Annotated in this window: 8 protein-coding genes; 1 reads left to right on the top strand and 7 read right to left on the bottom strand. The window is 62.4% G+C overall.

The window, feature by feature from the left end:
* Positions 1–397 precede the first annotated feature (397 nt).
* Complete coding sequence (gene metK, locus ACSBQS_RS18360; protein WP_033644710.1) at positions 398–1552, top strand: methionine adenosyltransferase; 1155 nt, start codon at positions 398–400, stop codon at positions 1550–1552.
* A 124-nt stretch (positions 1553–1676) separates the two neighbouring features.
* Here metK and ACSBQS_RS18355 read toward each other — a convergent pair whose 3' ends face one another.
* The 7 genes from ACSBQS_RS18355 to hrpB form a co-directional block, all read right to left on the bottom strand.
* Positions 1677–1829: a Hok/Gef family protein gene (locus ACSBQS_RS18355; protein WP_004937610.1), complete on the bottom strand. Its 153-nt coding sequence runs from the start codon at positions 1827–1829 to the stop codon at positions 1677–1679.
* 305 nt (positions 1830–2134) lie between these two features.
* Positions 2135–4123, bottom strand: coding sequence for a Fe(3+)-hydroxamate ABC transporter permease FhuB (gene fhuB, locus ACSBQS_RS18350; RefSeq protein WP_142002946.1), 1989 nt, complete (start codon positions 4121–4123; stop codon positions 2135–2137).
* Complete coding sequence (gene fhuD, locus ACSBQS_RS18345; RefSeq protein WP_342165373.1) at positions 4120–5028, bottom strand: Fe(3+)-hydroxamate ABC transporter substrate-binding protein FhuD; 909 nt, start codon at positions 5026–5028, stop codon at positions 4120–4122. Before fhuD ends, fhuB begins: the two co-directional genes overlap by 4 nt.
* Positions 5028–5825 carry a Fe3+-hydroxamate ABC transporter ATP-binding protein FhuC gene (gene fhuC / locus ACSBQS_RS18340; RefSeq protein WP_033651341.1) on the bottom strand — a complete coding sequence of 266 codons (798 nt, stop codon included), beginning with the start codon at positions 5823–5825 and terminating at the stop codon, positions 5028–5030. Before fhuC ends, fhuD begins: the two co-directional genes overlap by 1 nt.
* Positions 5826–5872: 47 nt before the next feature.
* Positions 5873–8071, bottom strand: a complete 2199-nt coding sequence (fhuA, locus tag ACSBQS_RS18335) for a ferrichrome porin FhuA (RefSeq protein ID WP_342165370.1) — start codon at positions 8069–8071, stop codon at positions 5873–5875.
* Positions 8072–8322: 251 nt separating this feature from the next.
* Positions 8323–10815, bottom strand: a complete 2493-nt coding sequence (mrcB, locus tag ACSBQS_RS18330; protein WP_033644705.1) for a bifunctional glycosyl transferase/transpeptidase — start codon at positions 10813–10815, stop codon at positions 8323–8325.
* Positions 10816–10933: 118 nt separating this feature from the next.
* On the bottom strand, positions 10934–13372 hold the full coding sequence (gene hrpB / locus ACSBQS_RS18325) for an ATP-dependent helicase HrpB (protein ID WP_197749897.1): 2439 nt from the start codon (positions 13370–13372) through the stop codon (positions 10934–10936).
* Positions 13373–13488 lie beyond the last annotated feature (116 nt).

The raw sequence follows: 13488 nt of genomic DNA, 5'->3' as shown, positions 1-13488 counted from the left end.
AATGCAAAGCGGAAGTTTATCGTACCTTCCCCCACGCCAGACCGCCGTACTGTGCAGCAAATGAACCGCGCGCGCAGTTTATACCGGTAAGCAGGTGAAAAAGCAAAATGAAAATTCGCCGAAAACTGTTTCAAGCGATGAAAATGGCGCCAACCCGTTTGCGCAAAAGAGCGAAAGCGCAAAAAATTACTGGCAATCTGGCTAAACCCTGACCTAAAATAGACGTCCAGATGTTAATCCATCTATACTGGTTAACTGATAAACTGCTTAACGGCTTTGCCTGAGGGGCGTTGCAGGATGCATCTCGCGCCATCAGCGGAAGACCCTTCGCTTCGATGCCGGATCTCCAGCGCTGTGCAGTAATTTCTAACCCGTCTTATGCAAGGTAAAGAACACAATGGCTAAACACCTCTTCACGTCCGAATCCGTCTCCGAAGGACATCCAGATAAAATCGCCGACCAGATCTCCGATGCCGTCCTCGACGCCATCCTGGAACAAGATCCGAAAGCGCGCGTCGCCTGCGAAACTTACGTGAAAACCGGTATGGTGCTGGTCGGCGGTGAAATCACCACCAGCGCCTGGGTCGATATCGAAGAGATCACCCGCAAGACCGTGCGCGAGATCGGCTACGTTCATTCGGACATGGGCTTTGACGCCAACTCCTGCGCAGTGTTGAGCGCCATCGGCAAGCAATCCCCGGATATCAATCAGGGCGTTGACCGTACCGATCCTCTCGAGCAGGGCGCCGGCGATCAGGGCTTGATGTTTGGCTACGCCACCAATGAAACCGACGTGCTGATGCCTGCGCCTGTCACCTACGCGCACCGTCTGGTGCAGCGCCAATCCGAAGTGCGTAAGAACGGCACCCTGCCGTGGCTGCGCCCGGACGCGAAGAGCCAGGTGACCTTCCAATACGACGACGGCAAAATCGTCGGCATCGACGCCGTCGTTCTGTCCACCCAGCACTCAGAAGACATTTCGCTGAAAGATCTGCAAGAAGCGGTGATGGAAGAGATCATCAAGCCGGTACTGCCGGCGGAATGGCTGACGGCGGGCACCAAATACCACATCAACCCGACCGGCCGTTTCGTTATCGGCGGCCCGATGGGCGACTGCGGCCTCACCGGCCGTAAGATCATCGTCGACACCTACGGCGGCATGGCTCGCCACGGCGGCGGCGCCTTCTCCGGTAAGGATCCATCCAAGGTTGACCGTTCCGCGGCATACGCGGCGCGCTACGTAGCGAAAAACATCGTCGCCGCCGGCCTGGCCGATCGCTGCGAGATCCAGGTGTCTTACGCTATCGGCGTAGCGGAACCGACCTCCATCATGGTGGAAACCTTCGGTACCGAGAAAGTGCCAACCGAACAACTGACGCTGCTGGTGCGCGAATTCTTCGATCTGCGCCCATACGGCCTGATCCAGATGATGGATCTGCTGCAGCCGATCTACCGCGAAACCGCCGCCTACGGCCACTTCGGCCGCGAACACTTCCCATGGGAAGCGACCGACAAAGCTGCGCAGCTGCGCGATGCCGCCGGCCTGAAATAAGCCCCGACATCAACATGAAAAACGGCGAGCCAAGGCTCGCCGTTTTTTTTGAACGGATGGGTGCTCATGGATCAACGCATCGACTGCCGGCCGGCGGAGGCAAGGCCCCCGCCGCCGGGTTGCCTTACCGTTCGGATTCGTAAGCCAAAATGGCCGCAACCTCCGTAGTGCCCGATCGGATACGCAGCTCACACAGCGTGCTGCGGGTTATCCATGCCAGTGATATTACCGTGGCACAAATAACCACCAATTTTAACAGGCTCCGTTTGTTCGGCATCATGCCTTCTTCTCCTTGCCTCGCGGCGGGTAAGAGGCTAACTTAACGTTGTGATGCGTTAGAGTAGGCCTCGGGTTGATGGATATCGACTCGGGGCTTTTCTCTTTGTATCTTTCACGCAGGCTCCAGAGACAAAGATCCAGAGCACCCGCACGCAGTATATTCACCTCCCCCTCTCTTCCCGCGTTCCTTTTCACGTTAAATGTCTTTCTTGCGCAGCGACACGCAACGCCTTGCAAGGCGTTGAAAAAAGGCCCAGCAACGCTGGGCCCTTGATGGAGGAGAAGGCAAAGTAGGGGTGAAGCTTACGACGTCTGCTTACGCAACAGATAAACGAAGTACGGCGCGCCGATAAAGGTCGCCAGTAACCCCGCGGGGATCTGATACGGAAACAGCAGCATCCGCCCGCACCAGTCGGCAAATACCATCAGCAAACCGCCCAACAGCGCGGCGATCACCATCTGCGGCAGCGCGCGGCGGAAGCCCAACATGCGCGCCATGTGCGGCGCCATCAGCCCGACAAAGCTCAGCGGCCCCACGGTCAGGGTCGCCATGGCGGTCAGCGTGGCGGCCAACAACAGGATGGTCAATCGCGCAGGCGTCAACGCAATCCCCACCGAACGGGCGGTGGCCCCGCCGAGCGGCAGAATGGTCAGCCAGCGGCGGCACAGCGGCGCCAATATCATCAATCCGGCGGCGATCAGCGCGGTGCGCAGCGCCTGCGCCGGTTCCACCGAATAGGTTGAACCGGAAAGCCAGGTCAGCAAGCCCCCCATACGCGGATCGCCGCTGGCCAGCAGCAGGAAGATGACGGTGGTAAAGGCGGTGCTGAGCGCGATGCCGGCGAGCAACATGCGTTCGGTCGAGAAACCGCCGCGGCCAGCGGCAATCATGATGATCAGCAGCGTAACGGCCGCCCCCAGACTGCCGGCGGGCAACAGCCAAACGAAGGCGTCGCCCGGCACCATAAACAGCATCATCACGACGCCAAAAGCGGCGCCGGAGCTGATGCCCAGCACTTCCGGGCTGGCCATCGGGTTGCCGGTCAGCTTCTGGATCAGCGTGCCGGCGACCGCCAACATCATGCCCGCCGCCAACGCCGACAGCACCCGCGGCCAGCGCCACGGCAGCAAGGCGTCCAGCTCCGCGCCCAGGCTCCAGTGCCAGCCGCCGGCGTTTTTGCCCAGCATCAGCGCCAACGTCAGGCCGATCAACAGCACGGCACCGGCCAGCGCTGCCCAGCCAGGCAGATTCCCGCGCTCGGCAGGCACCTTGTCGCCAAGGTTCATCGGTGGCGGCGTGGCGGCGCTGCGCAAACGCGGCAGCAGCCACAGCAGCAGCGGCGCGCCGAACAGCGCAGTGGCCGCCCCGGTCGGGATCTCACGCCACACCTGCGCCACCCCAATCATCACCTGATCGGTCAGCCACAGCAGCAACGCCCCCAGCAACGGCGCCAACATCATGCGATGCGCCAGGCGGCGAGCGCCCAGCATCTTCGCCATCAGCGGCGCAAACAGGCCGATAAAGCCGATAACGCCCACCGCGCTCACCAACATGGCGCTGAAGATGATGGCCAGCCCCAGGGCGCAGAAGCGCGCCATCGACAGCCCCAACCCCAGGTTGCGCGCCACGCCGTCGTCCAGCCCCAGCAGCGTCAGCGGGCGCAGCAATAGCGCCGCCAGCGCACCGGCCACCAGCAAACGCGGCAGGATAAACTGCACCGCGCTCCAGTCCTGTTGGTTCAACGCGCCGGTGCCCCACAGGAACATGCCCTGCAGCTGATCGTAATTAAACAGCGCCAACAGGCTGTTGACTGCGCCGCAGTAAAGCCCCAGCACCAACCCGGCCAGAATCAGCGTTACCGGCGACATCCGCTTGCCCCAGGCGACGCCGAACACCAGCCCGCCCACCGCGATCGCCCCCACCATAGCGGCCAGCTGACGAGTGAACTCGCCCCCCGGCAGCACCCACAGCGTGGCGATGGTCAGGCCGAGCTGCGCGCCGGCGGCCACGCCGAGCGTCGACGGTTCCGCCAACGGATTGCGCAACACCTGCTGGAACAATACGCCGACCAATCCCAGACCGGCCCCGGCCAACAGCGACACCGTCAACCGCGGCAGCAGGCTGTAATGGAACAGCATTTGCCGCACGTCGTCGATGTCCGGCGCGCTCAGCGCCCGCGCCCATTGCGCCGGCGGCAGTTGCTGCGTCAGGTTGTATATCGTCAAACCGCCTGCCGCCGCCAGCAACAGCAGGATCAGCGTCAGCGGCAATTTCCGAATGCCCGCATTCATGCCGCACTCTCCTGAGCCTGCGCCAACAGGCGGCAAAACCGCATCGTCGACAGCGTGGCACCGTAGAACCACACCGCCGGCACCTGCCGCAGCTGGTTTTGCCGCACAAAAGGCAATGACTGCCACAGCGGCGTCGCGCTGACCTTGTCCATCATCGCCTGATTACCGTGATCGAGATAAATGACCCGGGCGTTACGCACCGTGGCCAACCGTTCAATCCCCACCACCGCCGTGCCCCAAAAGTCGGTTTGCTGCTGCCAGGCATTGCGGATGCCGAGTTGATCCATCGCTTCCTGGAACAGGCTTTTTTGGCCGATGATCAACGCATGGCGGGTGTCTATCAGGGAAAACAGCAGCAACGGTTGCCGGGTGTAGCTTTGCAGGCGCTGGCGCGCATCCTGCATAAAGCTGTCGAACTGCGCCAGGTGGTTTATCGCCCGGCTTTCTATGCCTAATCGTTGCCCCAGCGCCAGCAGCGACTGGCGGGCGACGGTCAGCGGTTTGCCGCTGCCGTCGTTGAAGCCGAAGCTCATGGTTGGCGCGATGGGTTGGATTTTTCGCGGCGTCGGGCCATAGCCTTGCGACAGCAACACCAGCGAAGGCTGGAGCTGCTGCAGCAGTTCGAGATTCGGTTCGGTGCGCTGCCCGACGTCGACGACCGTCGTCGGCAGCTTCGGCTCCGCCACCCACAGGTTGTAGTTATGGACATCGGCCACCGCCAGCGGTGTCACGCCCAATGCCAACAGCAGCTCGATCGGCAGCCATTCCAGCGCCGCAATGCGCGCGATATCCGGCGGCGCATCCGCCGCTCGCCCGGGCAACGATCCCAACAGGGGCGACAGCGCCAGCGCCATCAACAGGCGGCGGCGCAGCGGATCGTGAGAAGAAGTGAATGCAGAGGACATCAGTAGACAAAACTCACCGGCGCGCCGCCGCTCGGGTGCGGCAACGTGCCCATAGGAATACCGTAAATTTGCTCCAGCACCGGCCCCTGCATCAGTTCCAGCGGGCCGCCCTGGGCGATCATGTCACCACCGCGCAGCGCCACCAAATGGTCGCAGTAGCGCGCCGCCATATTGATGTCGTGCAGTACTGCGATCACCGTGAGATCGCGTTCGCGGCTCAGGCGCTGGATCAGCGCCAGCACCTCGACCTGGTGCGCGATGTCCAGCGCCGACGTCGGCTCGTCGAGCAACAGGCAGCGGCTGTCCTGCGCCACCATCATCGCCAGCCAGGCGCGTTGGCGCTCGCCGCCGGACAGGCTGTCCACCAGGCGGTGGGCGAACGGCTTCAGCCCCACCAGCGCGATGGCCTCTTCCACCTGTTGGCGATCGTTGGCGCCAAAACGCCCCAGCGCGCCATGCCACGGATAGCGGCCGACGGCCACCAGCTCGCGCACCGTCATGCCTTCCGCCGCCGGCAACTGCTGCGGCAGGTAGGCCACCTGGCGGGCGAAGGATTTGCTGTCCCACTGCGCCAACGGCTGCCGATTGAGCAAGACCTGACCGCCGCTGGGCGCATGGTGCCGCCCGAGCAGTTTCAACAGAGTGGATTTACCGGAACCGTTATGGCCGATCAGGCCGCAGACTTTGCCCTGAGGAAAACGGAGCGACAGCGGTTGCAACAGCACCCGGCCGGGAACGGCGAAGCTGGCGTTATCCAGCGCGAACGTCGCGCCGGGATTAAGAAGTTTGTCCTGCATAGATCCTGCTTTTTCCGAGGCGACGCGCCGCCGCCCCGGCTATCCGGTTAGAAACGGAAGGTTGCGGTGGCGACCACCTGGCGTTCTGCGCCCCAGTAGCAGGCGTAGTCGCGGTAGCAGCTCGATACGTAAGTCTTGTCGAACAGGTTGTTGATGTTGACGCCCACGGACGAGCCCGGCAGGCCAAAGCGCGCCAGATCGTATTTAATGGTGGCGTCCACCAGCGTGTAGTCCGGCACCTTGAAGGTGGTGTTATCGCTGTTGAAGCTCGAGCTGGAGCCAACGTAACGCACGCCGGAACCCAGCGTCAAACCGCTCACCGCCGTTTCGTGGAAGGTATAATCCGCCCACAGCGACGCCATGTGTTTCGGCACTTCGACGGTCGGTTTGCCCTGATAGGTGTTGTCCTTGGTGTACTTCGCATCGGTGTAGGTATAGGAGGCGATCAGGTTGACGTTGGCATTCAACGCCGCCTTGGCTTCCAGCTCCACGCCGCGCGAACGGATCTCGCCACTCTGCACGCTGAACTGCGCGTTATCCGGATCCGGTGTCAGGTTGTTGTTCTTGGTCAGCTGATACAGCGCGCCGGTCAGCACGATTGGGCGATCCTTCGGCACGTATTTCACGCCGGTTTCATACTGCTTGCCGATCGAAGGTTTGAACGTACTGCCCCCTTGCGTCGTGCCCAAATTCGGCTCAAACGACTCGCTGTAGCTGAAATACGGCGTCACGCCGTTGTCGAACAGATAGTTCAGGCCGCCGCGCCAGGTGAACTGCCGGTCGGTCTGCTGGCTCGTCGAACTCGCATCACGGTTGTAAGCGGAGGTCTTCGCCCAGTCATAGCGCCCACCCAGCGTCAACAGCCACTGATTCCACTCCCCTTGCTCCTGCACATACAGGCCGGTTTGCTCCTGACGGTTCAGATAATGGTAGGGGAAGTTGATATTGACCGCGTCATTCCCGTATTGCGGATGGGTCATGCTCAACCCGTCCGCTGTACCAAATGCGGCATTGATATCGTTACGCATGCGCATGTAGTCCACGCCGAACAACAGCGTGTGGTCGATATCGCCGGTTTTCACCTTCGCCTGCGCCTGAGTATCCACCGAGAAATTGTTCAGGTGCTCTTTCGACTGAACATAGGCGCGGTTAATCGTCGTCGGCGTCGCAGCAGAAACGCCACTGCCATAAATACTCTTCATGTCGGTGTCCAACTGCAGATAGCGCAGGTTCTGGCGCACCGCCCAGGTATCGTTGAAGGCGTGTTCGAAGCTGTACCCGATCATCCGCTGTTTGCGGGAGGTATAGTTGCTGGCTTCGCCTTCGTTGAAATCGGTCGGCAGCTTACCGCCGTTCGGCAACGGGATCAGCGTGCCCTGCTTCGGCAACCAGCCGTAATAACCGGTATAGGGATCGTTTTGAATGTTGGCCAGCAGCGTGAAGTTGGTTTTGTCATCCGGGCGCCAGCTAAAGGACGGCGCGATCGCATAGCGCTTCTCTTTGCTCATGTTCTGCTGCGCATCGCTGTCTTTCGCCAGGCCGGTCAGGCGATAGGAATAGATGCCCTGATCGTCCAGCGCGTCGCTGAAATCGAAACCGGTTTGGAACAGGTTATCGGTGCCCATCTTGAACTGGATTTCGCGCAGCGGCTCGGTGGTTGGCCGCTTGCTGACCAGGGCGACCAAGCCGCCGGGGTTGCTTTTGCCGTACAGCACCGAGACCGGGCCGCGCAGCAGCTCGGCGCGCTCGAGGAAATAAGGATCGATGGACGCTTCGCTGTAGTTGTCGCCCAGCAGCCGCAGGCCATCCAGATACTGGGTGGTGTTGGTGGCCGGGAAGCCGCGGATCGCCACTGCGTCATAGGTCGTGGAGCTGCCGCGGCTGGCGAATACGCCCGGCGCATAGGCCAGCGCGCCTTTCACCGTATCCGGCTGGCGCATGTCCATCTCTTCACGCGTTACCACGGAAACGGACTGCGGGTTCTTCTCGATCGGCGTATCGGTTTTGGTGCCGGTGGCGCTGCGCTTGGCGACATAGGTGCCGACCGGCCCCCAGGCGCTTTCCTGCTGGGCGGTGTTGCTGCTGCCCACAACAGTAATCGTGTCTTCCTTGGCGGCCGGCTTGGCGTCGGCGGAAAAAGCCGGCATCGCCAGCGTACCCAACGCCGCAGCGACGGTGATCGCTAACGCGCTGACGGGGAGACGGCCCTGCTTGGCCGCGGATGATGAAAGACGCTTGGTCAGCATGATTTATTTCTCTGATGAATTATTAAATGACGAATGTAAACGATAATAATTATTATAAGCGTCGCATTTTATGCAGAAGCCAAATTAAACTGCAAGCCGAATTCATAGGGCAAATAGGTTAAGGATTAGGCGCTTAGCCTTGCGGTTAACAGGGAAATAAAACGAGCGGAAAAATAAAAAAGCCCGCAACCAAGGTTACGGGCTTAATAACAAAGCAAAAATTTTCGCCGGGGCCGACGCCCCGACAGCGATTACTGACCGAACATATCCTTGATCCAGCCGGCGACGCCATCGCCATCTTTTTGCTCACCCGCCGCCGGTTGCTGCTGTTGCTGCACCGCCGCCTGGCTGGCCTGACACAGTCCCTGCGGATTGTCGGTCCAGACCGGGATGGTGCGCCAGCTGCCGCCGCCGCAGATAAAGTTGCCGGCAGAGTCAATGCTCATCTGGTTAATGCCTTCCGGCGGCTGCAGCATCAGCGGCAGCGGCGTCTGGTTTTCCAGATAGCGGCGATACAGGGTCAACGCGCCGTTGGCGCCGGTCAGCTTGGCCGGGCCGTTGTTATCGCGCCCGACCCAGGCGATCGCCACTTCCTTGCCGTCGATGCCGGCGAACCAGCTGTCGCGCAGATCGTTGGTGGTACCGGTTTTCGCCGCCAGGTTGTAGTTCGGGAACTTCACCGACAGCGAGCGGGAGGTCCCGCGCGCCACGCCCTGCTGCATCGCGTACAGCGTCAGGTAAGCGGCCTGCGCCGGCACCATGCGCTCCGCCTGCGGGAAGCTCTGGTACAGCACCGTGCCGTCTTCGGCGATCACCGAACGCACCGCCGACAGCGGCGCACGGTTACCGCCGCTGGCGATGGTCTGGTATTCCTGCGCCACTTCCATCGGCGTCAGGCCGATCGCCCCCAGCAGCATCGAAGGCACCGGATTGATCTCCGCTTTCGGGATCCCCAGGCGTTGCAGCGTGGCGCTGATCTGATCCAGCCCGACCGACAGGCCGAGGTTCACCGTCGGCACGTTCAGCGAGTTGGCCAACGCATCCACCAGCATCACCTGACCGCGGAATTTGCGATCGTAGTTGTTCGGCTGCCAGACGGCGCCGTTCGGCTGTTTCAGCGACAGCGGCGCATCCGCCAGCCAGGTGTTGAGGCGGTATTTGTCCGGCTCGGACAGCGCGGTCAGGTACGTTGGCGGTTTGGCCAGCGAGCCGACCAGGCGTCGCGCCTGCATGGCGCGGTTGAAACCGGCGAACTGCGGGTTGGCGCCGCCGACCATGGCGCGTACTTCACCGCTGAAGCGATCGACGATCACCATCGCCGCTTCCAGATCCTGCAGGTGACGCGCAGCGCGCAGCGCCGGGATGCCGTCTTCGACCGCTTTTTCCGCCGCGTCTTGCGACACCGGATCCAGCGTGGTGAAGATCTTCACGCCGGACAGGTCATTCACCTTATCGCCCAGCTTGGTCTGCAGTTCCTGACGCACCATCTGCATAAACGCCGGCTGCGGCGTAATGACGCCGCCTTTCGGCTGCACGCCCAGCGGACGCGCGCTCAGCATGTCATACAGCTCGCCGTCGATCACGCCCTGGTTCTGCAGCAGTTTGAGCACCAAATTGCGGCGTTCCAGCGCCAGTTTCGGGTTACGCCACGGGTTATACAGCGACGCGCCCTTGACCATGCCGACCAGCAACGCCTGCTGATCGAGGCTCAGCTCATCCACCGGGCGGCCGAAGTAATACAGGCTGGCCAGCGGGAAGCCGCGGATCTGGTCGCTGCCGCTCTGGCCGAGGTATACCTCGTTCAGATACAGCTCCAGGATGCGGTCTTTGCTGTAACGGTAATCCACCAACAGCGCCATATAGGCTTCGTTGGCCTTACGCCACAGCGAACGTTCGTTGGTCAGGAACAGGTTCTTCACCAACTGCTGCGTCAGGGTGCTGCCGCCCTGCACCGCGCGGCCGGCGGTCAGGTTGGCCAGCACCGCGCGGCCGATGGAGTACGGGCTGATGCCGTCATGCTCATAGAAGTGGCGGTCTTCCGTGGCGATCAACGTATCCACCAACAGATCCGGGAAACCGGAGCGCGGCACGAACAGCCGCTGTTCGCCGTTCGGCGACTGCAGCATGGTGATAAGACGCGGATCGAGGCGGAAGAAGCCGAAGCTGCGGCCGCTGTCCAGGTTTTCGATCTTCGCCAGGCGGTTGTTCTGGAAATCGAGGCGGGCGCGGATCTGCCCTTCTTTACCATCCGGGAAGTCGAACGGGCGGCGCAGCATCTCGATGCTGTTGGCCTGCACGGTAAACTCGCCCGGACGCGTCATGCGGCTGACCTGGCGGTACTGCATGCCTTCCAGCAGGTTAACCATCTCCTTCTTGCTGTACGGCATGCCCGGTTCCAGGTTGACCATGCGGCCGTACACCGCCGCCGGCAGCTGCCAGACTTTGCCGTCGATGCGGCTGCGGATCTGCGAGTCCAGGTAGACGCCATAGATCGCCAACAGGACGGCGAGCACCAGGATCAGTTTGATAAACAGGCCGAGCCAGCGGCGTTTTTTACGCGGCGGAGTCGCTTTCACCTTACGCGGCATGCGTTCCTCCTCCTCTTCATACTCGTCATCGTCATACTCGTCTTCTTCGTAATCGTCATAATCGTCGTCTCGGCGACGGCGCGGCGGCTTGCGCGACGCGGTGCTTTTTGGTTGTTTTCCTTTGCGCCCGATGGGCTCGCGGTCATCCCCAGCCATGGCTGTTGTTCTCCGAGCTTGCCGACACTGCCGGCCATAATGAGTCGCTTAATCTGTGCCGACGCCGTGGCGCTGAACAGAAGAAACATCTGAATTCCAAACCTTAAACGCTCGCGGCCTACTGATATTTCTTCGTTCGGCGCGTCGGGGCCGCCGTGGCCGGATCGTCCGGCCATACGTGTTTCGGGTAGCGACCCTTCATCTCTTTTTGCACCTCGCGGTAGGCGCCTTGCCAGAAGGCCGCCAGATCGCCGGTGATTTGCAACGGCCGGTGCGCCGGTGAGAGTAACTCAAGCACTACCGGGATGCGACCCTCAGCCAACATCGGGCTGCGCTGCTCGCCGAACATTTCCTGCAAACGCACCGCCAGCGCCGGCGGTTTGCCGGCCTCATAACGGATCGGCAGGCGGCTGCCGGTCGGCACAGTGTAATGAGTGGGTAATGCATTATCCAGCCGCTGTTTTTGCTGCCAGTCCAACAGCCGGGACAACGCCTCGGCGAGGTTGACCTGCTTCAATCCGCGCAGATCGCGCACGCCGTTCAGCGACGGCAGCAGCCACTGCTCCAGCGCCGCCAGCAGCGGTTCTTCGTCCATCGCCGGCCACTCCGCCTCCGGCAGCCAGGCTTGCGCGCACTGCAGGCGCACCCGCAGTTGTTCAGCTGCGCCCTCCCAGTTGAGCACCGCCAGCCCCTGCGCGCGCACCCAGTCGAGCAGCGCCTGCTGCAGCTCTTCGTCCGCCGGCTTGGCCAGCGGCTGCGCGCGCAGCGTCAGACGGCCGATCTGCTGGCGTTTCCAGGCGCGCAGCGTCCCCTTCTCTTCATCCCACTCCACCGCCGTGCGTTGCATGACCATCGCCGGCAGCTGCGCCGCCAACGCCTCGATATCGACCGGCAACGCCAACAAAATACGCGCATCCGGGCTGTTGTGGCCCTGCAACAGGTTGGGGACAATCAACCAGGGCGCGCGCGACAGCGCCTCGTCCTGGTTCATCGCCGCGCCCAGGCCGTTGGCCAGCAGGTAGCGGCCATCCTGACCGCGACGCTGGGCGATGCGATCGGTAAATGCCAGCGCCAACAGCCGCGGCGCCAAATCGGCGTCAACTTGCCCCGCACGTTGCGGCAGACGTTTGGCCAACTGCGCGGCGCGCTGCCGCCAGTTCGGCTGCGGGCGGCTCAGCCAATAACCGATATCCATCTGCCCGCCGCGCGGCGGTTCTTCCAGCAATGCCGCCAGCAACGCGGCCGTCGCCAGGCCGTCGGCGCTCAGCGCCGCGCCGGCGACCAGCATCGCCGCCAGCCGCGGTTCACATCCCAGAGCGGCCATTTGGCGCCCCGGCGCGGTGAGTTTGTCGCCGTCATCCGTGGCCCCCAGCCGGTGCAGCAACGCCCTGGCCGCCGCCAATGCCGCTGCCGGAGGCGCGTCAAGCCAGATCAGCTGCGCCGGATCATGGCACCCCCACTGCAGCAGCTCGAGCCAGAAGCCGGTGAGATCGCTCTGTAAAATTTCCGGCTCAGCATGTTCCACAGCGCGCTCCGCCTGCTCTTTGGCGAACAGATGCCAGCAAATGCCCGGTTCCAGACGCCCGGCACGCCCGGCGCGCTGCACCATCGAGGCCTGACTGATGCGCTGCGTCGCCAGCCGCGTCAAACCGTTGCGCACGTCGTAACGCGCCACGCGCTCCAGACCGCTGTCCACCACCAGCCGAATGCCCTCGATCGTCAGGCTGGTCTCGGCGATGTTGGTCGCCAACACCACTTTGCGGCGGCCCGGCGCCGCCGGCTGAATCGCTTTTTGCTGTTGCGCCAGAGGCAAAGCGCCATACAGCGGGCAAAGATCGGTATCACTCGCCACTTCGCCGGTCAAACGCTCCAACACCCGGTTGATCTCCGCTACGCCCGGCAGGAACAGCAGCAAAGACCCCGGCTGTTCGGCCAGCATGCGCTTCACCGCCGCCGCTACGCCATCCTCCAGCCGCTGATGGCTGGCCAACGGCTGATACAGGCGTTCAACCGGGAAACTGCGCCCCTCGGACACCACCACCGGCGCCTGCGGCAGCAGCTGCGTCATACGGGCGTTATCCAGCGTGGCCGACATGATCAGCAGTTTCAGATCGTCGCGCAGCCCTTGCTGCACGTCGAGCAGCAGCGCCAGCGCCAAATCGGCCTGCAGACTGCGTTCGTGAAATTCATCGAGGATCACCAGCGACACGCCCTGCAGCTCGGCATCCTGCTGCAGCATGCGGGTGAGAATGCCTTCCGTCACCACTTCCAGCCGGGTCTGCGGCCCGCTTTTACTTTCGGCGCGCATGCGATAGCCCACGGTCTGGCCGGGCTCCTCCCCCAGTTGCTGTGCCAGGCGGTAAGCGACGTTTTTCGCCGCCAGCCGCCGCGGCTCCAGCATGATAATGCGCCCCGGCAACCCGGCCTTCGCCAGGAGCTGCAGCGGCAGCCAGGTGGATTTACCGGCACCGGTCGGGGCGTGCAACAGCACCTGCGGGGCAGACTGCAGCGCAGCCAGCAACTCATCGAGCACTGCGCTGACGGGCAATGAAGACACTGAATTCTCCGTAGTGGTTAGCGTTAAACGGCGTACAGTGTAGCATTAGCTTTATACCCGTAACCTTTCAAACTGTTGCGGCGTTAGCTATAGTACGGAGCTCATTCGTGCGCCGC

It is taken from the genome of Serratia sp. H402Y (genome assembly GCF_051172415.1).
Classification (GTDB): Bacteria; Pseudomonadota; Gammaproteobacteria; order Enterobacterales; family Enterobacteriaceae; genus Serratia; species Serratia ureilytica.
Note: the sequence above shows the minus strand (reverse complement) of the source record. Positions and strands in the feature narration are given on the sequence as shown.

Coding starts and splice junctions, on each gene's coding strand:
- ACSBQS_RS18355 (WP_004937610.1), bottom strand. CDS start 1,829: ATGCCGAACAAACGGAGCCTGTTAAAATTGGTGGTTATTTGTGCCACG.
- fhuC (WP_033651341.1), bottom strand. CDS start 5,825: ATGCAGGACAAACTTCTTAATCCCGGCGCGACGTTCGCGCTGGATAAC.
- fhuB (WP_142002946.1), bottom strand. CDS start 4,123: ATGAATGCGGGCATTCGGAAATTGCCGCTGACGCTGATCCTGCTGTTG.
- fhuA (WP_342165370.1), bottom strand. CDS start 8,071: ATGCTGACCAAGCGTCTTTCATCATCCGCGGCCAAGCAGGGCCGTCTC.
- metK (WP_033644710.1), top strand. CDS start 398: ATGGCTAAACACCTCTTCACGTCCGAATCCGTCTCCGAAGGACATCCA.
- mrcB (WP_033644705.1), bottom strand. CDS start 10,815: ATGGCTGGGGATGACCGCGAGCCCATCGGGCGCAAAGGAAAACAACCA.
- fhuD (WP_342165373.1), bottom strand. CDS start 5,028: ATGTCCTCTGCATTCACTTCTTCTCACGATCCGCTGCGCCGCCGCCTG.